The 24,636-nt window shown below is 62.0% G+C and carries 20 protein-coding genes; 12 read left to right on the top strand and 8 right to left on the bottom strand.

Annotated features, from left to right (window positions below; all coding sequences use genetic code 11):
* Nucleotides 1-122: 122 nt before the first annotated feature.
* Entirely contained in the window at nucleotides 123-1,124 is a 1,002-nt protein-coding gene (locus tag KSS91_RS17865) for a DMT family transporter (protein WP_217835619.1), read from the bottom strand.
* A 15-nt stretch (nucleotides 1,125-1,139) separates the two neighbouring features.
* Here KSS91_RS17865 and KSS91_RS17860 point away from each other — a divergent pair, with 15 nt between their 5' ends.
* The 6 genes from KSS91_RS17860 (at nucleotide 1,140) to KSS91_RS17835 (ending at nucleotide 9,565) form a co-directional block, all read left to right on the top strand.
* Nucleotides 1,140-1,703 (top strand): helix-turn-helix domain-containing protein, encoded by a 564-nt coding sequence (locus tag KSS91_RS17860; RefSeq protein WP_217835618.1) that lies wholly within the window; start codon nucleotides 1,140-1,142, stop codon nucleotides 1,701-1,703.
* Between the two features lie 14 nt (nucleotides 1,704-1,717).
* Nucleotides 1,718-3,124: an FAD/NAD(P)-binding protein gene (locus KSS91_RS17855; RefSeq protein ID WP_217835617.1), complete on the top strand. Its 1,407-nt coding sequence runs from the start codon at nucleotides 1,718-1,720 to the stop codon at nucleotides 3,122-3,124.
* Nucleotides 3,125-3,499: 375 nt separating this feature from the next.
* The gene (locus KSS91_RS17850; protein WP_217835616.1) at nucleotides 3,500-5,326 is read left to right on the top strand and encodes a DUF1302 domain-containing protein; all 1,827 of its coding nucleotides are present in this window, start codon (nucleotides 3,500-3,502) and stop codon (nucleotides 5,324-5,326) included.
* An 11-nt stretch (nucleotides 5,327-5,337) separates the two neighbouring features.
* A complete protein-coding gene (locus KSS91_RS17845; protein WP_217835615.1) occupies nucleotides 5,338-6,675 on the top strand; it encodes a DUF1329 domain-containing protein in 1,338 nt (445 codons plus the stop codon).
* Between the two features lie 158 nt (nucleotides 6,676-6,833).
* A complete protein-coding gene (locus KSS91_RS17840) occupies nucleotides 6,834-8,183 on the top strand; it encodes a DUF1254 domain-containing protein (RefSeq protein WP_217835614.1) in 1,350 nt (449 codons plus the stop codon).
* Between the two features lie 5 nt (nucleotides 8,184-8,188).
* A complete protein-coding gene (locus KSS91_RS17835; RefSeq protein WP_225923772.1) occupies nucleotides 8,189-9,565 on the top strand; it encodes a DUF1254 domain-containing protein in 1,377 nt (458 codons plus the stop codon).
* A gap of 250 nt (nucleotides 9,566-9,815) precedes the next feature.
* On the opposite strand, the gene KSS91_RS17830 is transcribed toward KSS91_RS17835, so the two are convergent.
* Both KSS91_RS17830 and KSS91_RS17825 read right to left on the bottom strand, forming a co-directional pair.
* Nucleotides 9,816-12,065: an Ig-like domain-containing protein gene (locus KSS91_RS17830; RefSeq protein WP_217835612.1), complete on the bottom strand. Its 2,250-nt coding sequence runs from the start codon at nucleotides 12,063-12,065 to the stop codon at nucleotides 9,816-9,818.
* A 35-nt stretch (nucleotides 12,066-12,100) separates the two neighbouring features.
* On the bottom strand, nucleotides 12,101-13,447 hold the full coding sequence (locus tag KSS91_RS17825) for a hypothetical protein (protein WP_217835611.1): 1,347 nt from the start codon (nucleotides 13,445-13,447) through the stop codon (nucleotides 12,101-12,103).
* A gap of 275 nt (nucleotides 13,448-13,722) precedes the next feature.
* Here KSS91_RS17825 and KSS91_RS17820 point away from each other — a divergent pair, with 275 nt between their 5' ends.
* The 5 genes from KSS91_RS17820 to KSS91_RS17800 all read left to right on the top strand — a co-directional run bounded on the left by KSS91_RS17820 (nucleotide 13,723) and on the right by KSS91_RS17800 (nucleotide 19,709).
* Nucleotides 13,723-15,168 carry a sensor histidine kinase gene (locus tag KSS91_RS17820; RefSeq protein ID WP_015094522.1) on the top strand — a complete coding sequence of 482 codons (1,446 nt, stop codon included), beginning with the start codon at nucleotides 13,723-13,725 and terminating at the stop codon, nucleotides 15,166-15,168.
* Nucleotides 15,169-15,352: 184 nt separating this feature from the next.
* Nucleotides 15,353-15,574, top strand: a complete 222-nt coding sequence (locus KSS91_RS17815) for a hypothetical protein (protein WP_041474823.1) — start codon at nucleotides 15,353-15,355, stop codon at nucleotides 15,572-15,574.
* A 23-nt stretch (nucleotides 15,575-15,597) separates the two neighbouring features.
* Nucleotides 15,598-16,710, top strand: a complete 1,113-nt coding sequence (locus KSS91_RS17810; RefSeq protein WP_217835610.1) for an SCO family protein — start codon at nucleotides 15,598-15,600, stop codon at nucleotides 16,708-16,710.
* 103 nt (nucleotides 16,711-16,813) lie between these two features.
* Complete coding sequence (locus KSS91_RS17805) at nucleotides 16,814-18,307, top strand: sensor histidine kinase (RefSeq protein WP_015094524.1); 1,494 nt, start codon at nucleotides 16,814-16,816, stop codon at nucleotides 18,305-18,307.
* Nucleotides 18,276-19,709 (top strand): sigma-54-dependent transcriptional regulator, encoded by a 1,434-nt coding sequence (locus tag KSS91_RS17800; protein WP_095967963.1) that lies wholly within the window; start codon nucleotides 18,276-18,278, stop codon nucleotides 19,707-19,709. The genes KSS91_RS17805 and KSS91_RS17800 overlap by 32 nt, the downstream gene beginning before the upstream one ends.
* Before the next feature lie 16 nt (nucleotides 19,710-19,725).
* Here KSS91_RS17800 and KSS91_RS17795 read toward each other — a convergent pair whose 3' ends face one another.
* Nucleotides 19,726-20,106 carry a hypothetical protein gene (locus tag KSS91_RS17795; RefSeq protein ID WP_217835609.1) on the bottom strand — a complete coding sequence of 127 codons (381 nt, stop codon included), beginning with the start codon at nucleotides 20,104-20,106 and terminating at the stop codon, nucleotides 19,726-19,728.
* A 172-nt stretch (nucleotides 20,107-20,278) separates the two neighbouring features.
* On the opposite strand from KSS91_RS17795, the gene KSS91_RS17790 reads away from it, so the two are divergent.
* Entirely contained in the window at nucleotides 20,279-21,091 is an 813-nt protein-coding gene (locus KSS91_RS17790) for a class I SAM-dependent methyltransferase (RefSeq protein WP_217835608.1), read from the top strand.
* Nucleotides 21,092-21,105: 14 nt separating this feature from the next.
* On the opposite strand, the gene KSS91_RS17785 is transcribed toward KSS91_RS17790, so the two are convergent.
* The 4 genes from KSS91_RS17785 to KSS91_RS17770 form a co-directional block, all read right to left on the bottom strand.
* Nucleotides 21,106-21,414, bottom strand: a complete 309-nt coding sequence (locus KSS91_RS17785) for an addiction module antidote protein (RefSeq protein ID WP_007973802.1) — start codon at nucleotides 21,412-21,414, stop codon at nucleotides 21,106-21,108.
* Nucleotides 21,415-21,673: 259 nt separating this feature from the next.
* Nucleotides 21,674-22,369, bottom strand: coding sequence for a GNAT family N-acetyltransferase (locus KSS91_RS17780; protein WP_015094530.1), 696 nt, complete (start codon nucleotides 22,367-22,369; stop codon nucleotides 21,674-21,676).
* A 307-nt stretch (nucleotides 22,370-22,676) separates the two neighbouring features.
* On the bottom strand, nucleotides 22,677-23,450 hold the full coding sequence (locus tag KSS91_RS17775) for a carbohydrate deacetylase (RefSeq protein WP_217835607.1): 774 nt from the start codon (nucleotides 23,448-23,450) through the stop codon (nucleotides 22,677-22,679).
* A complete protein-coding gene (locus KSS91_RS17770; protein ID WP_217835606.1) occupies nucleotides 23,422-24,633 on the bottom strand; it encodes a GNAT family N-acetyltransferase in 1,212 nt (403 codons plus the stop codon). The genes KSS91_RS17775 and KSS91_RS17770 overlap by 29 nt, the downstream gene beginning before the upstream one ends.
* Nucleotides 24,634-24,636: the final 3 nt, after the last annotated feature.

Below are 24,636 nucleotides of genomic sequence, written 5' to 3'. Positions count from 1 at the left end.
CTTCGCGGGCAAGCCCGCTCCCACAGTGTCCGCGTCGTACACAAGTTATGTGAACACCTCTGAACCTGTGGGAGCGGGCTTGCCCGCGAAGGCGATTTATCTGGCGCTGCGGAACCTGCGGTTTATCGCTGGGTTTCCTGCTCCAGTTCCCGCTCAGACGCCGCCTTACCCTTGGTCTTCAACTCGCTGACAATCACCGCCGCCACAATCAACCCGGCCCCGATCAGGGCAATCGCCGGCAGGCGTTCCCCGGCGATGCGCCCGACAATCCCGGCCCATACCGGCTCGCCGGCATAGATCAGCGTGGCGCGGGTCGGTGACACGCTTTTCTGTGCCCAGTTCATCGCCACCTGAATCGCCGCACTCGCCGCCCCAAGGCCCAGTGCGCTGCACAGCAGCAGCCAGGAGAAATCTGGAATCGCCTCGTTGGTCGGCACCACCATCAGGAACGACAACACCGAAGTGACCGCCAGTTGCACCACCGTCACCCGGCGCACATCGACCTGGCCGGCATAGGTGCTGATCAGGATGATCTCGGCCGCAATGGCCACGGCGCTGATCAAGGTGGCGATTTCACCGGGGCTGAAGTTGAACGACGCACCGGACGGCCCGGACAACAGCATCAACCCGGTAAAGGCCAGCATGATGCCGATGCTGGGCATCAACCCCGGACGCCGCCCCAGCACCAGCCATTGCAGCAATGGCACGAACGGAACATACAGTGCGGTAATGAATGCCGACTGGCTGCTGGGTATGCTCTGCAATCCGACTGTCTGCAAGCCGTAGCCGAGCATGATCGCCACGCCGATGAACGACCCGGCCTTGAGTTCGAACAGGGTCAGGTCGCGCAGGTGACGCCAGGAAAACAGGGCGACGATGCTCGCGGCGGCGGCAAAGCGCAGGCCGACGAAAAACATCGGGCCGCTGACGGTCATCGCATGCTGAACCAGCAGGAAGGTTCCGCCCCAGACCATCGTGATCAGCACCAGCACGCATTCGGCCTTGCTGAACCTTGTGAAACGGGAGGAAGCCTTTGGGGAATTCACCGACGTCATGACCTTGCACGCTACTGGAGGGGGACGCACAATGCGCCGAATGTTGCGCAGTATACTGCCCAACCCCACTCAGTGAGCAATATAGTGCACAAAGATTCTACCCAACGGGCTTCGGTCCTCCAGCACGTCAGCCAAAATGTTCGTCGTTTGCGTCATGCCGCCGACCTGAGCCAGACCGCGCTGGCCGAAAAGTCCGGTGTCAGCCGCCGAATGCTGGTGGCGATCGAGGCGGGGGAAAAGAATGTCAGCCTGACCACCCTCGACCGCGTGGCCGAGGCCCTCGACGTTGCCTTCAGTGATCTGATCCAGGCTCCCGATGCCCGCGATCCCAGCCGTATCAATGAGCTGGCCTGGACCGGCACGATTCCCGGCAGTAAAGCGGTGTTGCTTTCCAAGGCTCAGGCCAGCCGCGAAGTCGAGCAGTGGGAGTGGTGCCTGCAACCGGGCGAGGTGTATCCCTCGGAGCCGGACGCCGATGGCTGGAGCGAGCAGATTTATGTCTTTGAAGGCTGCCTGACCGTTATGCTCGGCGACCGGCCACAGAATATTGCGGCGGGTGAATTCTTCATGTTCGCCAGCAATCAGCCGCACTGTTATCGCAATGACGGGATGGTAGCGGCGCGGTTTGTGCGTAATGTGGTGATCTGAACAGGGAGAGCAGGATGGGTCAGACCTTGAACAATGACGCCGATGTCCTGATTGTCGGTGGCGGCCTCAGTGGTGCGATGCTGGCGGCGCAGTTGATGCGATTGCCGGGCCGGCGTCGGGTGCTGGTGATCGAACCACGGACCGAGTTGGGGCGGGGCGAAGCCTACAGCGCGGTGGAGTTGGGCCATACGCTCAACGGCAACGCGGCGCGGATGAGTGTCGACCCGGACAACCCCGACGACCTGACCCAATGGCTCACCGACTACATTGCCGGCGGTGGCTGGCCGGAATCGGATCAGCAGCACGTGCCAATCAGCGAGCTGTTTCCCCCTCGGGGAATCTTCGGCCTGTACGCTCGGCAGCGCCTCGCAGAAGCCCAGGCGGTGGGTGCCTTGATCGGTTCGACGGTCGAGCATGTGCAGGCCGAGGTGGTCGATTTGCAAGCCGGTGCAGACGCGGTGCGTTTGACCTTGAGCGACGGCCGATGCTTGCAGGGCGCTTTTGCGGTGCTGGCCACCGGGATGTTCCCCGCTGCGCGCACGCCACAAACTCAATCCAGCGGATTGAATGCGGCGGCCCTCGATCCGTGGGACGTGGCAGCCATGCAGCAGCTCGATCCGCAATCGACGGTCATGATCATCGGCTCGGGCCTGACCATGGTCGACGCCGTGGTGTCCCTCGAACAGGCCGGACATCGCGGGCCGATCGAAGTGTTTTCCCGCCATGGGCTGCTGCCCCATGTGCGCCGCCAGCCTCCGGCCTGGGTGGATTTTCTCGCCGAGGATCAGGACATCCGCACACCTCGCCAGTTGCTGCGCGAATTGCGTCGACACTGCCGGGACGCCATCGCCCAGGGCATCGACTGGCAGGCGCCACTGGACACGGTTCGGGCACACATTGGCCGCTTGTGGCATCAGGCAACGGATGTGCAGCGTCGGCAGTTCGTGCGGCATGTGCGGCCCTGGTGGGAAAGCCATCACCACCGCTCGCCACCCTTGAGTGCCGAACTGGTAGCGCGCTTGTATAAAGAAGGACGGTTACGTATTCACGCCGCGTCATACCAGGGCCTTGAGCCTTCGATCAATGGCGGGGTGAGCATCCGCCTTCGACGACGCGGCGAGGCGCAGGCCTGTGTGGTCAGCGGTGCTGCCCTGATCAACTCCAGCGGTATTGAATACGACTGGCGCCGGGTCGCACGACCGCTGCCCCGGCAACTGCTCGCTCGTGGCCTGGTGCGACCGGGGCCGTTGGCCCTGGGCATCGCGGCAGAGGTCGATGGCGCGGTGCTGAACGCGCAGGGGCTGCCCGCCAGCCGTCTGTTTGCCATGGGCCCGCCGTTGCGTGGCATGTGGTGGGAAAGCACGGCCGTCACTGATGTGGCGAGCCAGGCCAAGGCGCTGGCCGAGCGACTGGTGCGCTAAGGCAGGCGAGCTAACGTTCGGCCTGATGAGTGGTGAAGAGCGTTTGTGTACGCCGATCCACTGTAGGAGCGAGCTTGCTCCGGGCGGCGTTCCGACGAAAAAACCGAGAGCACCGCGGGGTGTCAGGCTCCCCGCATCATCGTTGACCTCCATCGCGAGCAGGCTCGCTCCTACAGGCCGGGCGGCGTTCCGTTTTTCCAAAGTGAACCGCCGTACGGGCGGGACCAATAGTCGCCGTTACCTGTACACCTTCAAAAAATACCACCCGCCCCGCAGATCCCCCCGATGAATATTTTTTGTCGGCCATCGCTTGCGTGTCGCGCTCGATAGTTGGGCAACGTGTCCGGGCTGAGCAAACCTGACCGGAGCCCAATAATGATAAAAAAAAGCTCGGCCACAGCCGGAGTCCGCCAACGACTTCACCGGCTTGGCCATTCCCGCCCGCAACCGCTTGCGTTGGCGATTGTTGCCATACTCACGGGGCCGGCCTGCGCCACCACCTTTGACCTCAACGAAGACTGGAGCCTGTCGACCAGGACCAGCCTGAGCCTGGGCAGCAGTTGGTCGACGCAAAATCCCGACAAAAGCCTGATGACCCGCGCCAATGCCTTGCAGGCCCAGGGCGTGAATGCCAATGGCAGCAGCGTCAGCGCCGATGACAACCGGCTGAACTTCGAGAAGGGTGACCCCATCTCGCAGCTTTTCAAGGGTCTCACCGATTTCAGTCTCGATGGCCAGGGCCAGGGCGCGTTCCTGCGCTTCAAATACTGGTACGACCACGCCTATGAAACCGGCAATGGCCGCTTCAAGGATTTCGACGACTCGGGCTGGGACGACTTGTCGAAGTTCAAGGGCTTCCAGGTCCTCGACGCCTACGTCTGGAAAGACTTCCAGGTGGCCGACCATCCGCTGAACGTGAAGGTCGGCAACCAGGTGTTGTCCTGGGGCGAGGCGCTGTTGATCCAGAACGGCATCAACGTGATCAACCCGCTGGACATCTCGGCGTTCAACCGTCCCGGCGTGGAAATCAAGGAAGGCCAGTTGCCGGTGGAGATGGTTTCCTTCAGCTTCGGTCTGACCGACACCACCAACCTCGAAGGTTTCTACCAATACAACTGGCGGCCCAGTGTCCTCGACGGTTGCGGCACTTTCTTCGCCAGCAGTGACGTGATTCAGCCGGGGTGCGGGCCGTTGTACCTGAGCCAGGTGCAGACCGATGATCAGATGCAGGCCGCGGGGTTGTACGCCACCTCCCGGGGCAATGAGTCGCCGTCCGATTACGGCCAGTTCGGCTTCGCCCTGCGCCAGATGATCCCGGCGCTGAACGATGCTGAAGCTGCGATCTACTACATCAACTATCACTCGCGTTTGCCGTATTTCACCCTCGACGCCAGGAACACTTCCTTGCCCGGCACTTTTCCCGGTGGCACCCAGGCGCCGAGTTATGCGGCGGCCTTCCCGGAAAACATTCACCTGTACGGCATCAGCCTCAACGGCGTCGAACCGGTTACCGGGATTTCCCTGGCCGGTGAGCTGAGCTATCGGCCGAACATGCCACTGGCGATCAACGCACCTGACGTCAACGTCGCCGTGATTTCCGGGCCGGGGGGCAGCTCCTGGGTGCAATTGCCGCCCGGTTTCAGCACCACCAATGGCAGCCAGTTCGATGCCTGGGAGCGCAAGGGTGTCTGGCAGATGACCGGCTCGGCCACCCAGGCCATCGACAACGTGCTGGGCGCCACGCGCCTGAGCCTGTTCGGTGAAGCCGGTGTCGTGCACATCGACGATCTGGGCGACGAGCGCCTTGGCCGTAGCGCCGCGTTCGGCCGCAGTGCGCCGCGCAACGGCACGCCGTGCAATACCGTCGCCTCCGGCGTCACCAATCAGTACTGCACCGACAAAGGCTTTGCCACCGAGTGGTCGTGGGGTTATCGCCTGCGCGCGAGCCTCGAATACAGCGATGTGTTGCCGGGCATCAACCTGATTCCGGCCGTCAACTGGCGGCATGACGTCGAGGGTTATTCCTACGATCCGCAAGGGCCGTTCCAGGAAGGCCAGCAAGCGCTTGGCGTGAGCCTGACCGGCGTCTACATGAACGATTACAGCGTGGAGCTGGCCTACAACGCCTTCTTCGGTTCCAACGACTACAGCACCCTCGACGACCGCGATTTCGCATCCGTCAGCTTCAAGGCAGACTTCTGAGGAGAACCGTTATGCGTATGCAATTGTGCGTGCTGGCCCTGGCCTGCACCGTCGGCCTGGCACAGGCCAAAGGCACCGATTCGGCAGCCCTGGGCAAGACCCTGACCCCCATGGGCTCGGAAATGGCAGCCAATGCCGACGGCAGCATTCCGTCCTGGACCGGTGGCCTGGCGAGCAACGCCGGCACCGTCGACAGCAAGGGCGGCTATAGCGACCCTTATGCGGCCGAGAAGCCCTTGTTCACCGTCACGGCGAAGAATGTGGCGCAGTACGAGAAGTTTCTCAGCCCCGGGCAAATCGCCTTGTTCAAGCGCTTTCCCGACACCTACAAGATGAACATCTACCCGACCCATCGCAGCGCCAACCTGCCCAGGGATGTGCTGGCGGCAAGCCGCGACAACGTGGCCAAGACCAGCATGGCCGATGGCGGCAACGGTCTGCATGACTACGCCAGGGGCATTCCGTTCCCGCTGCCCACCGAAGGCCTGGAGGTGATGTGGAACCACATGACCCGTTATCGCGGCGGCAGCTACGAGCGCATCAGCAGCGCCGCACTGGTGCGTGAAAACGGCGCCACCAGCTACGTGCGCAACCAGTCGCTGATCAACTTCGCCGACACAGTCAGTGGCCTGGAGGCGGGCTCCAACGTGCTGTTCATGTTCAAGAGCCGGGTTCTGGAACCGGCGCGTCTGTCCGGCGAAGCGGTGCTGGTGCATGAGCCGATCGACCAGGTCGCCGAGCCGCGTTCGGCCTGGCAATACCTGCCGGGGCAACGTCGCGTGCGCCGTGCGCCGATGATCGCCTATGACAACAGCGCCCGTTACAGCAATGGCCTGATCACCGCCGACAACGTCGACGGCTACAACGGCGCGCCGGACCGTTTCGACTGGAAACTGGTGGGCAAGCAAGAGCTGTTCATTCCTTACAACAGCTACAGGATCGGCAGCCGCGACCTCAAGTACGACGCCGTGATCAAGCCCAATCACGTCAACCAGGACCTGGCTCGCTATGAGAAGCACCGGGTGTGGGTGGTGGAAGCGACCCTCAAGCCGGATGCCCGGCACATCTACGCCAAGCGCCGCTTTTATGTGGACGAGGACAGTTGGCAGATCGCCCAGTCGGACCAGTACGACAGCCGCGGTGAACTGTGGCGCAGCGGTGAACTGCATGCGATTCAGCAGTACGACCACGGCTTCACCTACAACGTGCTGGAAACCTCGTACGACCTGATCTCCGGACGCTATTACGCCGGCGGCCTGGCCAACGAAGAGACCGAACCGATGCGCGTGGGCTTCGCCGCCAAGACCGACGACTACACCCCGTCGGACCTGCGGCGCTGGGCCAAGTAACCCTTCGCCAAACCACCGCAAATCCAATGTGGGAGCGGGCTTGCTCGCGAAGGCGTCGTGTCAGTCGACATCATGAGTGAATGACACACCGCTTTCGCGAGCAAGCCCGCTCCCACAGGGATCTGTGTGTGCCGATGTTTATCTACAGGAGATCTACCGTGCGCTACTGGATATCCGCTCTTGCCCTGGGCGCAAGCCTGGGTACCGTTCACGCTGCAACCCTCGATCAACCCCAGGCGAAGGCACTGGCCCAAGAGGCCTACGTGTTCGCCTACGCTACGGTCGAGCACGACAAAGTGCTCAGCGCCATCGCCGCGAAGCTGCCGTTCAACCGGCTCTACAGCGAACCGCGCTTGCTCGGCCCGCAGGACAACAAAGTGGTGTCGCCGAACAACGACACCTTCTATTCCCGAGCCTTGCTTGATTTGCGCAGCGAACCGATGGTGCTGGACGTTCCGGCCGTGCAGGGGCGCTACTACAGCTTTCAACTGGTCGACATGCGCACCAACAACCTCGACTACATCGGCACCCGCGCCACAGGTGATAAAGCGGGGCGCTACCTGATCGCCGGGCCGGACTGGAAGGGAGAAGTGCCATCGGGTTTCAGCGGCGTGATTCGCTCGCCGAGTCGCCTGGTGTTCCTGTTGGGGCGCACCGAGGTCAAGGGCGAAGCCGATCAGAAAGACGCCGCTCAAGTGCTCAAGGGCTACGCCTTGCAACCACTGTCCACAGTGAGCGGCAGCGCGGCGCCTGAACCCTTGGCAACGCTGCAGCTTCCAGCGTATACGGACACCAAACAGGGGCCGGCGCAGGCGCTGTTCAGCACCTTCAACGCCTTGGCGCCGCTGCATCAGTGGAGCGCCAGCGAGCAGGAAAAACTGGCCCGTTTCGCCGCTATCGGTGTGAAGCCGGGCGCCGCATTCCAGGCGCCGGCGGATTTGCACCAAGCCGTCGCCCAAGGCGCCGAAGCCGGTCGCGAGCAAGTGCGCGCCGCGTCCAGCCAGCTGTCGGTGGAACAGCAGGGCTGGTTGCCGTCGCCGTCCAACGTCGGCAAGTTCGGCGACGACGACCTGACCCGTGCCGCGGTTGCCTGGCGCTACATCTACGCCAACGATGCGGTGGAAGCGCTGTACCCGATGGCGCTGCACGATGCCCAGGGGCAGATGCTCAGCGGCCAGCACGCCTATCGCCTGCATTTCCCTGCAGGGCAATTGCCGCCGGTGAATGCGTTCTGGTCACTGACCTTGTACGACAGCAAGACCCAACTGCTCGCCGCCAACCCGATCCAGCGTTATGCCCTGGGCGACCGCAGCCCTGGTCTACAATACGATGCCGACGGCGGCTTGACCCTGACCCTGCAAGCCGATGCGCCCAAGGATGCGCCGCAGGGCAACTGGCTGCCGACACCGCAAGGTCCGTTCAACCTGCTGTTGCGCCTGTACCTGCCCAAGGGCGGGGCACTGGACGGGAGTTATCAGTTGCCGACGATTGCGAGGATCGAACCGTGAACCTGATGTTCAGTCGCCGCCGGGTGTTGGGCAGCATGGGGGTATTGGGAGGCAGCCTGATGTTTCCACGCTGGTTGCTGGCCGCTGATTCCGATGACCTGCGCCAGATTGCCAAGGAGGCGTGGATTTACGCCTACCCCATGCTCATGCATTACCAGACCATGGAAAAACAGGCGCTCAACGCGTCTGCCCCGGAGTACGTCGGCGGCTTCAACCGCTTGCGTCACTACGGCGAGTTGTTCACCCCGAGCAATCGCGACATCGTCACGCCGAACAACGACACGCCGTATTCCTGGGCCTGGCTCGACCTGCGCAGCGAGCCGCAAGTGCTGAGTGTGCCGGCCGTGTCTGATGACCGCTACTACGTGCTGCAACTGGTCGACCAGTACACCCACAACTTTGCCTATGTCGGCGTGCTCAGCACCGGGCGCGATGCGGGAAATTACCTGATCGCCGGACCCGACTGGCAAGGCCATACACCGGACGGCGTCACGGCCGTGCTGCGCAGCGAAACCGAAATCGTCATGGTGCTTGGCAGAACGGGCCTGAAAAACGCCGGGGACCTGCCGGCGGTACGTGCCTTGCAGCAGCAATACGGTTTGCGTTCATTGCATGAATACGTCGGCAGTGCAGCGCCCGTGGCCGCGCCAGTCATTGACTGGCAACCCTGGGACAGCAAGACCGGGTTGGGGCTTGAGTTTATCCCGGTGTTGAACCAGATCCTCAGCCTGTGTCCGACGCAACCGTCCGAGCAAGCCCTGCGCGCACGCTTTGCGCGGATCGGCATCGTGCCTGGCCAGGGGTTCGACCCGGCGACGTTGCCGCCAGCCACGCGCAAGGCACTGCTCGCCGGGATTCAGGACGCCCAGGCGCAACTGCAAGCCGCGGTGAGCCAGGTGCGTACCACCCTCGGCCTGTTCGGCACGCGCGAAACGCTGGACGGCAATTACCTCAACCGCGCTGTTGCGGCGAATGTCGGCATTTACGGCAACAGTGTGGAGGAGGCCTTCTACACCGGCACTCGCGTGGATAATCAGGGGCAACCCTTGCAGGGCGGGCGACGCTATCGCCTGCGTTTCGCACCGGGTCAATTGCCGCCCGCCAGCGAGTTCTGGTCGCTGACGTTGTATGACTTGCCGGACCGGCAACTGGTGGCCAACCCGATCAATCGTTACGGCCTCAGCAGCCGGGATCATATGCGGATGGACGCGGACGGTGGGTTGACGTTGATCCTGCAGAACGCCACGCCGCCGGAGCAGAGCAACTGGTTGCCGACGCCGGCGAGCGGGGCGTTCACCCTGATCTTGCGCCTGTATGGGCCCGGGCAGCAGGTGGTCAATCAACGCTGGCAAATGCCGGTGGTTGAAGTGGTGTCTGTTTAAGCCGCACCGTCGCTCCTGCATTGGATCCGGTGCCGTCCCGCAACATGGCCTTCAGCCTGATCAGCAGGATTCGCATGCAGGCAAGAGCGTTTGTGTACGCCAACCCACTGTAGGAGCTGCCGAAGGCTGCGATCTTTTGATCTTGATCTTTCGTCCTTTCAACATCGTCAAAAATCAAAAGATCGCAGCCTGCGGCAGCTCCTACAGGGAAACCGGCCCCATCAACCAGCGTGGCTGATGGGGCGCGGGCTCAGTTGGCGATCACCGGCACCGTGCGCACGGAGCCTTGGGACGAGCTGATCGTGGCGGTCGGGCTGGCCGACGGAACCACCGTGGTGGTGTTGTTCAGCGTCAACTTCCAGCGCCCATTCACCGGTACGGAGGTGGTGCCCAGGGTGACCAGCCCGGCAGGAGTAGTGACCTTGACGGTGATGGTGTTGCCGGTGGTCACCGATGAGGTGCCGGCAAAGTCCCAGGTAAAGCGGTTGTTGGAGCGGGCTCTGACCGTTGCGGTGGTCACTGCGAAGGTTTCCGCAACAGGCCGCGGCGAGATTTGCACCGTGACCGTGGCCGGTGTCGTCGACACGGCGCCGAAGCTGTCCCGGGCGAAGTAGGTGAAGGTCGTGGTGAAGGCCGTGGGGACGGAGGCCGGTGGGGTGTAGGTGAGCACCGTGCCGTTGCTGCTGACGGTGCCGCGACCTGTCGGTGGTGGAGTGAAGCTGGCGACGGCCAGCGGCAGGTTGCCTTCCGGATCGGTGTCGTTGGCCAGCACGCTGATCGGGATCGCCACACCCAGTGTCGTGACGGCATCGGCGACCGCCACCGGAGGCCGGTTAGGCGTGACGGTAATGGTCACGGTTGCCGCCGTCGTCGAGGCCAGGCCTTTGACGTCCTGGGCCTTGTAGGTGAAGGTCGCGGTCAGCGGCGCGTTGACCACGGCGGGAGGTGTGTAGACCACCGCCGTGGTGCCGCTCAATGCCACGGTGCCCTGGCCGGCGGCCGGTGGGGTCAGCGCGGTAATGCTCAGCGGCGTGTTGCCATCAGGGTCCCTGTCGTTGGCCAGCAGGTTGAGGGTGATCGGCACGCCGAAGCTGGTACTGCCGGTATCGGCGACGGAGATCGGTGCCTGGTTCGCGCCGGTGTCCGGTGCAGTGCCAACGACTGCGACCGACTCGGTGTCACTGCCGCCGGCGGCGGATTTCACCGTGACGGTTGCAGGTGGTTGGGACAGGTCAGCCACCGTCAGGCGTTGCAGGGTGCCGGTTTTCGACAGCCGTCCGTAACCCTGGGCGACCATGTCCGGTACCACCACTTCGTCTGTGGAGGTGGCCTCGATCAGCAGGCTGTGATTGCTCCAGCTATAACTGGCGGTCTGGATTTTCACCAGGTCCGAGAGCTTGCTCGACACCGTGGTCGGGCGGGTGGTGCCGGCCGGGTTGGTGGCGGTGACCACCACGACCGGCGGCACGGTGCCGTTGGCCAGCAGATGCTGGGCGAAGAATGTGCCGTTGTCATCGCTCACCATGTTGGTCTGGCAAGGCGTCGGCGGCGGACCGGGCACCAGGGCGATGCTTTCGCGAAAGCACAGGGTCGAACCATTGTCGGCTTTGGCGAATACTTCGACCCGGGTGTTGTTGCCCCCCGTGCCGGCGGTGCGCCGGTAGGTGGCACGGCTCATATCCACCGCGGTTTGCGCGCGGCTGTCGAGCACCTTGCCGGCCACGGTGAAGAGGTTGGTCTGCAGGGTCCCGGCCGGGCCCTGGATGCGTACGAAGTTGGTGTTGTTGGGGCTGCCGGTCACGGCCTCGGTGAGGTTCGGGTCGCCGATGAAGGTTTCGATGGCGCCGGTGTCCGGATTAACCGCGGTGTAGGGGCCGTTGACGCTGCGCAGGAACGGCCCGATCGCGCCGTTGACTGCACCGGTGAAAACCCCCGGTGCACCGATGCCGACGTCCCTGGTGATGTTGATCGCACGACGTCCGGGAGTGGTGACGTTGACCGTTTCCACACCATAGGGGTGGGTAATGGTGTAGGTCCCGGCAGTGGGAACATTTATCCGCATGCGAATCCGCGCGAAGCTGATCTGGTCGCCGTCGACCGGGTTGCCGCCGGCAAATGCAGCCTCGATCCCGGCGACATAAGCGTCCATGCCATAGCCGGCGGCATTGTCTGGGATGCTGGTCTCGGCCAGGTACCAGAAGGCTTCGTCCGGCCAGTTATCCGGGAACACCATCGGCTGGGTGTCGTCGAAAATCCCGGGTGTCGGCAGCAGGGTGCACATGTACGCCGGTGGCACACTGGCAGCGACCCGTGTGCTGACGGCGCGGGACTGGCACAGCTCCATCGACAGCTGATTGTTGTCCTGATACCAGATGGGGAATCTCCCGGTGGCAAAGGTGTAAGGGCCGGGATCGACGGCGGCGAGTTGCGCGAAGGCACTGCCGGACAGCAATAGAGTCAGTCCCAGGGCGTTGACCGCCAGGCGTGGCCATTTGTTCATGATGCCTCCTGATGAGGATCCGGGCATGTGGGCGTTCATTGCACGATGACCACTTCTTCGCTATCGCTGCCGCCATTGGATGACGTCACGCGAACCTGGGCTGGCGGAACCGGCGTGATGCCGGTGGCCAGGCTTTTCACGGCGCCGTCGCCACTCAGGGCGCCGATGGCAAGACCGGAGCCGGTGGTAGCGGTGAGCACCGGTGGTGAGGTTTCGTCGCTGGTCGAGGCGGTGATGCTGATTTGCCCGGTGCTCAGGCTGTACTCGGCACGTGAGATCGTCACCAGGTCGGTCAGCGGCATGGGCAAGACGGTCGGCGTGCTGCTGGTGATCGCCAGGTGGTTGTCGGCGCTCACCTGCAAGGTGCTCGGCAGGGTCGGATTGTTCGGCGACTGCGCATACCAGTGGCCGGTGGTGTCCGCTTCGGAGAAGCTCAGGATCGGGTTGTTGCTGGTCAGGGTCACACTGGCCGGTGGCGGTGGGGCCAGCACGAACACATCCTGCTGGGCCACCGGTGCGCTGGCGCCGGCATGTCGCGAGTAGGTGCTGCGTTCGGCGATCACCGGAGTCGGCCGGACCACCGACGACAACTTGCCGGAAACGGCGAAGAGGTTGGTGCGCAAGTCCAGGCCATTGGGGCCTTCGATACGCACGTAGTTGGTGTTGAACGGGCTGCCGGTCACGGCTTCGTTGAGGTTCGGATCGCCGACGAATATTTCCGCCTGGCCCGTGCTCGGGTTGGTCTCGGTGTAGGGGCCGTTGACGCTGCGCAGGAACGGCCCGACGTCACCCTTGAGCGCGCCGTCATAGGTTTTTGGCGCACCGATGCCGATGTCCCGGGTCATGTTAATCGCCCGCCGGCCGGGGGTGTCGATATTGAATACCTCGACGCCATAGGGGTGGGTGATGACATAGGTGCCGGCGACGGGCACGTCGACGCGGATACGGATACGGGCGAAGCTGATCTGATCGCCCTCCAGCGGATCACCCCCGCTGAAGGCGCCTTCGAGCGCCGAGACATAGGTCAGGTCGATGCCTCGGGCGGCGTCGACGATGGTCGTTTCGCCTGTCGCCCAGAACGCTTCGTCGGGGAAATTGGTCGGGAAGACCAACGGTTGGGTGTCGTCGAAAATCCCGGGGGCAGGGATCAAAGAGCACATGTAAGTCGGGGCGCCAGGCGCGCTGGCAACCCTGGAACTGACAGCCTTTGACAGACACAGGTCAAGTGTTCGGCCGTGGGCATCTTGATACCAGGCGGCGAAGTTGCCATTGGCTGGCAGGTAGGGTCCGGGGTCTACGGCAAACAGCGCTGCCTGGGCGATGCCTTGGGCTAGAGCGATCACGCCCAGCGCGGTCGCGGTTTTGCACAGAAAAGGGTGCATGGGTATTCCCTCTGTCGAAGTACCTGCCCTTTGGGGATGGGTCAGCTGACAGCGAGGGGCAACTTCCATACCAATCAGCGAAAACGCCCGGCAGAGGCCTGAACAAAGGCGCTGGCGCAGTCGCGGCCGATAGACCGGGAAGTGATCAAACGGGCGGTTGTCCCCAACATTGGGGCAAAGGGGGCGCAGGGACGCAGGGGAACCGCAGTCCCCAGGTTCGGGCAAACTGTCTTGGGTGGGCTATAAACCAATGGAGGGTTACCGGGAAGGTGTCCATGACCACAATCGCTAAAGTGCTTGCGAGCGAAAGCGAAGTCCGCTTGAGAACGCGCAAGCAGCCGTTCGATCTGCTGCGCTGGTTCTCGCTGATCAGCATGGCGGTGATCGGCACGGTGGTGGTGGCGCTGGGGGCGGTGTCCACGCGGTTCGTGATTACCGAAAGCGTGCAGCGTGATGCGCTGTTGACCTCACAGTTCGTTCAGTCGATTGCCTTGGCCGAGGTACGTCATGTTTCGATTCCCAACGTGCGGACCATGGGCGAGTTGCTCGACCCACGAACAGACAAGGACTTTCCCGACGTCGACCCGCTGGCCCGGGCCAGTGCCCGTGGTGAATTCCTCGACCATATCGAAAAGCTGCCGGACGTGATCCTGGCCAATATCTATGCCCCCGACCGCATGGTGATCTGGTCCACCAATCCGTCCTTGATGGGCACCACGATTCATGACAATGAAGACCTCGAACGGGCATTCAACTCCAGGACTTCCGTGTCGGCCAGTTACCACGATGTGGACAAATCCCGCATGGAGCAGAAGTTCGTGGTGCCACCCAAATTCATCTTCCTCGAGAATTACATTCCCCTGTTCGACGCCGATGGCACCACCGTCACGGCGATGGTCGAGATCTACAAGGAACCGCAGGACCTGATCAACCGCATGGCGCGCGGACTGGTGCTGATCTGGCTGGCGACCGCCCTGGGCGGCGCTTTGATTTACCTGGGCCTGTTCTGGATCGTGCGGCGTGCGGCGATCCTGCTGGCGACGCAGCAGAAGCAATTGATCACCAACGAAACCTTCGTCGCGCTGGGGGAGATGTCCTCGGCGGTCGCCCACAGTCTGCGCAATCCGTTGGCGAACATCCGTTCAAGCGCCGAGCTGGCGATAGAGTTCGACGACGGTCCGGCACACGGCAACATCAACGACATCATTGGACAGGTCGATCGCATGTCGAATTGGGTACGGGAGTTGCTCCAGTCCCTGCGACCGCTCAATGACGAAGCTGAACCGGTGAACCTGGTGGCTGCACTGCACGACAGCCTGCTGGCTTACGAGCAGCAGATCCGCAAGGCCAGGGTCAACGTGGTGTTCGAGCCGGACCAGACGCCCATGGTCCTGAGCGAGCACGTGCAACTGACCCAGATCCTCAACAGCCTGCTGTCCAACGCGGTGGAAGCCATGGACAACGGCGGAACACTGACCATCCGGATCGAGCCGCGCGAAGCCCAGCGTGTCAGCGTGACGGTCAGCGATACCGGCAAAGGCATGAGCGAAGAACAGCGCACCATGGCCTTCCGGCCGTTCTTCACAACCAAGCAGGGCGGGCTGGGCGTCGGGCTGGTGCTGGTCAAGCGGATCATGGAGCGTTTTGGCGGGGCAGTGACCCTCGATAGCCGTGAAGGCGAGGGCACCACCGTCCGCCTTTCATTTAATCTCGTCCCCTGAAAATGGGGATGAACTATCCCCGTTATCGGGTCAAATCCCCAGTCATTTCCCCGGTCGTAGCGCATTGATGTTGATAAGCCATTGTTTATCAAATGTTAATGAATTTGCATAAAACAGTTACAGAACTGGCGAGATCCTTGCAAAACCATCATCACCCCCCTTCACGACATCAAGGCGGCTGGTGATGGAAAAAAAAGCGCAGTGCAGCGAAGAATTCTTCGATTTGCCTGACGGGGTCAAAGACTCACGCAACACCGCGCGGGTGCAGAACGCTCTGTTGCCTGCAGTGCAGGCCCGTTTTGATTCCCCCACTACGCCAGCGGCGCCCTTGCCGTTTCCACCGACGGCCATTGGCCCGTTGCGCCGCACTGCCAACCTTCCTCAATCGCAACGGCTTCAGTCCTGAACTTGAACAGGGAGGGTGTCGACATGAACATGAAGACGCATTCACCACGCTCACGAGCTTTGGGCATGCACCTGGTGCTGATGTTGGTGACCGGTTTGCTGGCCAGCCAGTTGCTGGTCGCCAGCCAGCCATTGTCGACGCCCGCACCGGCTCCGGCAGCCGCTGCCGAACCCGCTGTCGTTGAGGACGCCACCCCGTGGGGCGGCGACTATTTCCCCAACACCCTGCTGACCGACCAGAACGGTAAGCAACTGCGTTTTTTCGATGACATGATCAAAGGCAAGGTGGTGGTGATCAATTTCATTTTCACCACGTGCAGCGACTCCTGTCCCCTGGAAACCGCGCGTCTGCGTCAGGTGCAGAAACTGCTGGGAGACAGGGTCGGCAAGGACATTTTCTTCTACTCCATCAGCATCGACCCCCTGAGCGATACCCCCGAGGTGCTCAAGGCCTATGCGCAACGCTTCCAGGTCGGGCCCGGGTGGAAATTCCTCACCGGGGAATTCGCCGACGTCACCGAGCTGCGGCAGAAACTGGGCCTGTTCATCGACGGCGTCGATAACGGGCGCAACAAGGACCACAACCTGAGCCTGATCGTCGGCAACCAGGAAACGGGCCGCTGGATGAAAGCCTCGCCGTTCGAAAATCCGTGGATTCTGGCCGACCAACTGGCCAACACCCTGCAGAACTGGAAGCAGCCCAGCGTGGAAGAAAGCTACGTCGATGCACCGGAAATTCGTCCGCCAAGCAATGGCGAAGAGCTGTTCCGCACCCGCTGCGCGTCTTGCCACAGCCTCGGCCCAACGGACGGGCAGGGCATCGGTGTGCGCAGCATCGGCCCGGACCTGATCGGCGTGACCCGTCAGCGCGATCCGGCCTGGCTCAACCGCTGGATCCGCGAACCGGATCGCATGCTGGCGGAAAAGGACCCGATAGCGATGCAGCTGTTCGAAAGCTACAACAGGATCTCGATGCCCAACCTGCGGCTGGACAAGAAGTCCGTCCAGTCCATCATCGACTTCCTGCAAGAAGAAACCGACCGTCAGCATCCGCCAGTGGCGCCACTGGCCAGTGGTAGCGAGGAACCTGAACAGCATCACTCAGTCGCGCAACCGAACGTGCCCCAAATGCAATAGCGTCGAAATAGTTTCGTGGGCCGGTCAATTGCTATCAATGTTACCTACACTGACTGGATACATGGCTGCAAAGGCTGGTTTTCAAGAACTCAGGACAGACCCCATGCAGATACTGGAACAACAAAAAGTACCTGCGCCGCAGGCCCCGGCCGCTCCGCGCAAGGGGTGGCTGCCCCAGTTCAACTTGCTGCGCTGGTTCTCCCTGGCCAGTTTTTTCATCATTGGCGTGGTGGCGCTGGGGCTGGGTTACATCTCCACGCGCTTTGTGGTCGATGAAAGCATTGAGCGCGATTCGATGCTGACCGCGCAGTTCATCCACGCCATTGGCGAGGCCGAAGTCCGTCATGCTGGGATTTCGCCGGGCAGGACCATGGGCGAAATGCTCGACCCGCGACTGGACCATGCCTATGCCGACGTCCCTCCCGAATCCCGGGCCACCGTACGCTCCGAGTTTCTCGACCATGTGAAGCATCTGCCGGACATCCTGCTGGCGACGGTGTATGCCCAGGACCGCACCGTGGTCTGGTCGACCAACTCCGAGTTGATCGGCGTGCGCATCGAAGGCGACGATGAGCTGGATGAATCCTTCGAAATGAAATCGCCGGTGTCCACCAGCTACCACGAGATCGATGAAGAGCGTCCCGAGCAGCGTCTGTTGCGCGAACCGGAATACCTGTTCGTCGAGAACTACATCCCGATGTTCAACGCCGACAAAAGCAAAGTGATTGCCATGGTGGAGATCTACAAGGAACCGGTGGACCTGGTGGGTCGCATCCAGCGTGGCTTCAAGGCGATCTGGCTGGCGACCCTGATTGGCGGGGCGGCGATCTACCTGGGGTTGTTCTGGATCGTGCGGCGTGCAGCGATGCTGTTGCAAAGCCAGCAAAAACAGCTGATCGCCAATGAAACCTTTGTCGCCCTGGGTGAGATGTCCTCGGCGGTCGCCCACAGCTTGCGCAATCCACTGGCCAATATCCGTTCCAGCGCCGAACTGGCCCAGGTCATCGCCAGCCAGCCGGCACAGAAAAACATTGGCGACATCATCAATCAGGTCGACCGCATGTCGCGTTGGGTGCGCGAGTTGCTGGTGTCGTTGCGGCCGATGAATGACGATTTTGAAACGGTCGACCTGGTGCTCGCCATCGAAGACACCCTGAGTGCCTTCGAGTCCCTGATCAAGCGCTCGAACGTCGAAGTGCGTTTCTCTCCCGCCAGCGTGCCACCGGTCGTCAGCCACCAGGTGCTGCTGACGCAAATACTCAATAGCCTGTTTGCTAACGCACTGGAAGCCATGCCCAAGGAGGGCATGCTGACGATCGAGATCGATTCCTCGGTGCCCGGCTACTTGAGCATGATCCTGACCGACACCGGCAAGGGGATGTCCAAACAACAACAACAAATGGTCTTCAAGCCGTTTTTCACCACCAAACAAGGTGGATTGGGTGTGGGCCTGGCCCTGGTCAAAAGAATAATGGAGCGGTTTGACGGCTCGGTCGAACTGACCAGCCGGGAGCAGGAGGGAACCCGCGTTTGTCTCAATTTCAAAGTGGCAACGGGAGGGGTATATGGAGCACAGCATTCTGCTGGTCGAGGATGACGAGATCCTCGCCGAGAATATTCAGACTTACCTGGAGCGCAAGGACTTCGAGGTGACCGTCTGCCACTCGGCTGAAGATGCACTGGAGCAATTGGGTTCTTTCGCACCTGACGTGGTACTGACCGACAACTCGTTGCCGGGCATGAGTGGTCACGACCTGATCCAGAAGCTGCGCATCAGCGCGCCGGATCTGAAAGTGATCATGATGACCGGTTACGGCAACGTCGAAGACGCCGTGGTGGCAATGAAAGAGGGCGCCTTTCACTACGTCACCAAACCGGTGGCCCTGCCAGAGCTCAAGCTGCTGCTGGACAAGGCCCTGGCGACCGACCGCATGGAGCGCACGCTGTCCTTTTATCAGGAGCGTGAGGCCCAGAAGTCGGGGGTGCAGGCACTGATTGGCGAGTCGGCGCCGATGGTGTATCTCAAGGGCACCATCAGCCAGTTGCTCGACGCCGAACGGCGGATGGCCAACAGCGATCTGCCGCCGGTCCTGGTGGAAGGCGAGACCGGTACCGGCAAGGAACTGGTGGCCCGGGCACTGCACTTCGACGGCCCGCGCAGCAAAGGCCCGTTCATTGAATTCAACTGTGCTTCGATCCCGTCCAACCTGGTGGAATCAGAGCTGTTCGGCCACGAGAAGGGCGCCTTCACCGACGCCAAGGACCGTCGCATGGGGCTGGTGGAAGCGGCCGATGGCGGCACGCTGTTCCTCGATGAAATCGGTGAAATGGACCTGCTGTTGCAAGCCAAGCTTCTCAAGCTGTTGGAAGACCGGACCGTTCGCCGGGTCGGTTCGGTGAAGGAGCGCAAGGTCGATCTGCGGGTGATCAGTGCCACCAACTGCAATCTCGAACAGATGGTCCAGCAAGGCAAATTCCGCCGCGACCTGTTTTTCCGCCTGCGCATCATTTCAATCAAGGTGCCGCGCCTGTACGCCCGTGGCGCCGATATCCTGCTGCTGGCCCGGCACTTCCTGGGGCTGCATGGCAAACGCTACGGCAAGCCGAACCTGTATTTCAGCAACCAGGCCGAAGAGTTGCTGCTCAGCTACAGCTGGCCAGGCAACGTACGCGAACTGCGCAACATGCTGGAGCAAACCGTGTTGCTGGCGCAAAGCGACACCATCGCTGCCCATCAATTGAACGTTTGCCTGAGCCTGGTGGATGAGCCACCGATGTTCCATCACGAGCCGCAACATTTCAGCGAACAGCGTCCGTCCTACAACGGCGGCGAATCCATGAACCTGCCGGAAGTGGAGCGCGACATGGTGCGCAAGATGCTCGACAAGACGGACTGGAACGTCACCAAATCGGCACGCCTGCTGGGTCTTAGCCGTGACATGTTGCGCTACCGGATCGAAAAGCTCGGTCTTGCCCGCCCGGACAAACGCCAGTGGTAGAGAACGCCCCTGGTGTTCACTGCAATACCGGGCCCTGTCTCAGGCAGGACATCATGCAAGCGGGATTCTCGACTTCCTGGTTCACATACACGCCACGCTCCGGATCGTAGGAGCGGATAAACACCCGGACCGTGGCATCGGCCACGGTTGGCAGGCGCGAGTCGGAAAACACATGCTCGCTTGAAACCGGAATGAAATCCCCGGGCGCGGTCGGGATGTATGAGCCCGGCGGGATGAAGTTCATGGACGGTGGTGCGGGGTGGGCGAAGGGTTGGTCGGCGCCGTAATAGTTGAATTCACTGCTGTATTGAGTGGTGTTTGGAAAGTCGTCGGCGTGGGCAGCAGCGGACACGCTCAGGAAGAAGGCGAGCAGAAGCGTCAGGTCGGTCTTTTTCATGGCAACACCTGCTAAATCGGTTTAACCATATTTCCCCCATGGTCATTAACTATAGCTGGCGCCGTGAGCAGGCGTCGACGCTGCGCGAATTACAAGTTCGCAACAGCTGTCAGTATGGGCTTGATCTAGACTTCGGCCGGTCAATTCGACAACCCGAACCCTGGAGCGTGCAATGGAACTGCCGACAAAAGAACAAGCCATCGCCAGCAACCGCGAGGCCTGGAATGACTCCGCCCGTCACCACAAAGACTCCAGCGAATGGCACGCCTTGTTGAAGGGCGTGGAACAGGCGGATTTTTCCTGCCTGGACGACACCCTGACCGCGTTGCTGGCCCAGACCGGTGTCGACGGCAAGGAGGTGCTGCAACTGGGCTGCAACAACGGCCGCGAAAGCCTGTCGCTGTTCGCCCTGGGTGCGCGCAGCGTGGTGGGCGTCGACCAGTCCGGCGCATTTCTCGAGCAGGCACGGGAGCTGGCTTGCCGCTCGCCCCATGCGCCGCAATTCATCGAAGCGGACATTCACCGCTTGCCTGCGCAACTGCAGGAGCGCTTCGACCTGGCGCTGATCACCATCGGGGTCCTGAACTGGATGCCGGACATCGGCGAATTCTTGCGTCATGTGGCGCGTACCCTGAAGCCGGGTGGCGCGCTGGTGGTGTACGAAACCCACCCGTTCCTGGAAATGTTCGACCCCGAGGCAGCCGATCCTTTTCGTCCGGCCAGTTCATACTTCCGTCGCGAACCGTTCGTGCAGCACGAACCGATCGTCTACGAGGGCAAGATCGAACAGCCGGCCGCGCCGTCCTACTGGTTCGTCCACACCCTGGGCGACCTCTTCGGCGCCGCCATTGCCGCAGGCCTGCAGATCCGTCACTTCAAGGAATACCCGCACTCCAACCGCGAAGAACTCTATGACCGCTATCAGCAGCAGGTGGCGCAGTTGCCGTTGTGTTTTACCTGGGTGGTGGTGAAGCCAGTGACATAACGCGCGGAATCAAATCAGAGGTTTGAGTGATTGACCGTGTGCCCTGGCTGCGCGCAGAGATCTATGCCCAGGGCATGAATGACCTTGAGGACCGTATCAAAACGTGGTTTTGCTCCGGGCGCGAAGGCTTTGTAGAGGCTTTCGCGACCCATTCCCGAGTCTTTGGCAATCTGTGTCATGCCACGGGCTTTCACCACATAGCCGATAGCGCGAAGAAACTCCTCGTTGTCACCGTCTGCCAGTACCTGAGACAGGTACTCGCTAATGGCTTCATCACTGTCGAGCAGTGCCGCCATGTCGAAATTCGTCAAAGTCTGGCTCATGGTCAAACCTCCTTTGCCATTTTTTTTGCGCGTTTGATATCGGCTGCTGGACAAGAATTCATTACTCGAATGTATCCAAATGGATACAGATGAGCAGTCAGACATTTCCGCGATCAGGTGGTTTTTTTCTGAGGAAGTTGTAGGCGACTCTTTCGCGAGCAAGCCCGCCCCCACACTGGATTTGTGAACGACACAGATCAAATGTGGGAGCGGGCTTGCTCGCGAAGGGGGCGACACGGTAAAGCGGATAACCCCGGAATCAAGCCTCGGCCTGCGCCTGCGTCACCACCGGTCGCCCCGGTTTGCGTAGCGGATCCAGGCGTGATCCGCTGTAGCGGGTTTCGCGGAAGAAGCGCCAGCGGCCGAACAGGCCGTAGACGTGGGTGACGCGGCCCTGCTCCTGGTAGCCCATGCGGATGTGCAGTTTCAGGGCCGGGATGTTGTGGGTCTCGCAGACGTCCACCACCTTGTTGCAGCCTTGCAGCGCCATGGTTTCCCAGAGGGCCACCTGGACATCCACGGACAGGCGGGTGCCGAAGTAGGCGCGGGTCATTTCGCCGCCGAATTCGAAGAACTCGCCTTCCTTGACCGGGAACAAGCAGCCGTAATAGTGACGGTCGAAATAATCCCGGGTGCTGGCCCAGATGAAGCCGATCGCATGGCCTTCGTCATCCAGGTACATGAGTCCGGTATGACCTTCGGCGGCGAGCTCGGCCATGGTCCCGACGCGGTCGCCGAAGTGCTTGGCAAACGCCGTGGCGTTTTCCGGGGTGATGGTCACCTGGCGGACGGGAGGATAGGGCCGCAGCTTGTGCGGCGGTACCGGGCTGACCAGGTCGCGCTCCATCCACAGCAACTCCCAATGGAAGAATACATAGCGCTTCCACAGCGTACTGAACGTGCGACCCAGACCCTTGCGCTTGATGTGTTCGTGAAGCTTGTCGAGTACGCTCATGAAGCCCTCCTTTAACCGAGGATTGGTGGTGTGTGGTGAAGGTATTGATGGGTATAGATCACCAGTGGCAATTGCATGGCCGTGTCTTTGTCATCAATATATTTCAAGTTGTGTATCAGTCTTGACACAGTTTTCAGGCGTCAAAATGCTGCTGATCCTGAAGGCTTTCGGAGCTTTCAAGGGGCAAGGAAAAACACCAAACCTGTGGGAGCGGGCTTGCTCGCGAAGGCGTCAGTTCAGGCATCCATGATGTCGCCTGACACGGCCCCTTCGCGAGCAAGCCCGCTCCCACAGGAGGGATTACGGTTCATTCGAGAACAGCCTCGCCAACGGCGGTATAGGCCACCCGCGGCACACCCGGCAAACGCTGTTGCAGCAATTCACTCAACGACTCTCCCGGTTCCAGATAGGCATCGCCGAAGTCGACGCCGAGCCGGTTCGGGTGGGCGACGATTTCCAGCAGTCCGTCGGGCGGCGGCGCGGCGTTGCGCAGATCCACAGGGGTGCACACGTAGTCGGCGGTGGTGCCGGCCAGGTGGCTCAGGCGACGGTTGAGCAGGTCCTTGAACACGCGCTTGGGCAGGCTGAGGTTTTGCCCCAGGTTGCGCGCCAGACGCACGGGCACTCCCTGGCGGGCGGCGAAGCGCGCGACGATCTCGCCGATCGGCCAGATGTTGTGCACGTGTTGATGGGAGTCCAGGTGACTGGGGCGCAAGCCGTTGTCCAGGCAGCGTTGCCACTGGGCTTCGAGTTCTTCGAGCACGGCGTGGCGATCCCGGCGCCCGAGCCAGAGGCGGGTGCGGCGCAGGTTCAGGTCGAACACGCCGGCGCCGTTGCAAAAGGTCGGGCGCTGCACAATGCTCTGGCTCAACGGACGGCCGTAGGTCAGGTTGAAGTGCAGGCCGATGCGGCCTTCGAGCAACGGGTGCCGGGCCAGGACACAGGCCGCTTCGAACGCCGGCATGTTGGCCATGGCGGTGGCGGAGCTGATGAGCCCGGCCTGGAACGCGCCGAGGATCACCGCGTTTTCGCAGGCGCTGAGGCCGAAGTCGTCAGCGTTGACTATCACTTGCCGGGGCATGTTCAGCCTCCTTGAGTTTTTCCGTAGGCGCAGGCGTTTTGACAGCCGCTGTCGAGATGGGCGCCGGGGTTGCGACCGCAGTCGCCGCGCGCCGGGCGCGCCATTGCTGCAATCGGGGTTTGAAGCGTTGCCAGACCCGCAGGGCCAGCCCCAGCACCAGTCCGCCCGGGCGCCAGGAGTAAAAACTCCAGCGCCAGTGTTCCAGTTGTCCGGTCATGCGTTCGTGCAGTTGATGGCTGGAGTTTTCCAGGCTGACCCGCGACGCATCGATCCACTGCCAGTGGTCTTCCAGGCCCCAGCGAATCCACTCATCGAGCAGCACCCGGCCACTGCCCAGGTCGGCATATTGCGGCAGGAACGCCAGGTTGTAGTCGTACAGCCGACCGTGTTCCAGCAAGCCGAGGCGATAGCTGATGCAGCGCCCCTCCAGCTCCAGCACCACCACGCGCACCAGGCCGCGGGCGGCCAGTGCGGTGAAGGCGCGGTCCATCCACTGGCGATGGCGTGCATCGGAAAAAATCCCGACCCCTTCATCGCCTTTCCAGCTCACGGCTTCGACTTCACTGATTTCCTGCAACAGCGGCCCCATGGTCAGCGCGTCGGGGGTAATCCGCCGTACCCGGGCGCCACAGGCGGCGATGCGTTTGCGTGCGCGGCGCAGTTTGTAGCGCGGATCGCCGGAGACTTCCTGGTGGTCGGCCTCGCTGATCAGGTGCACCGGCACTCGACAGCTGAGGCGTTGTTCGGCGGTCGAGCTCAGCGCCTGCCACGGTGCCAGGGCCTGGGCCGTGGCGCCGGCCAGTTCGTTCAATTGCAGCAAGGCATGGGGCAGGCGCTGGCGGATTTGCCTCAGCGCCTTGCCTGAAGCGTCGCCGTCCAGCCTGGTCAGCAGCGCGAGGCGGTCGGCGAGGGGATAGCCCAAATGATGCAGGACCCGAAATGGCACACGCGCAAAGCGCTCCACGGACGCCACCAGCGGCAGGCACAGCGCCAGTTCGTCACCCTGCCAGCCGAGCAGCACGTGCAACTGCTCGCCGGGTTTGAGTGCCTGTTCCGATGCGCATAGCCAGGCCAGGGTGTTGAACGGCGTGTGGTCCGTCACGCACTGGCGCAACGCTTCGTAAGCCGCAGCGGGAAAGTCGTGGCTGCACAGCGAAGTGTGCCATTCGAATCGTAGCGTCATGGG

It is taken from the genome of Pseudomonas azerbaijanorientalis (genome assembly GCF_019139795.1).
Lineage (GTDB): Bacteria > Pseudomonadota > Gammaproteobacteria > Pseudomonadales > Pseudomonadaceae > Aquipseudomonas > Aquipseudomonas laurylsulfatiphila.
The sequence above is the reverse complement of the archived record's forward strand: the minus strand, read 5'-3'. Positions and strand labels throughout refer to the sequence as shown.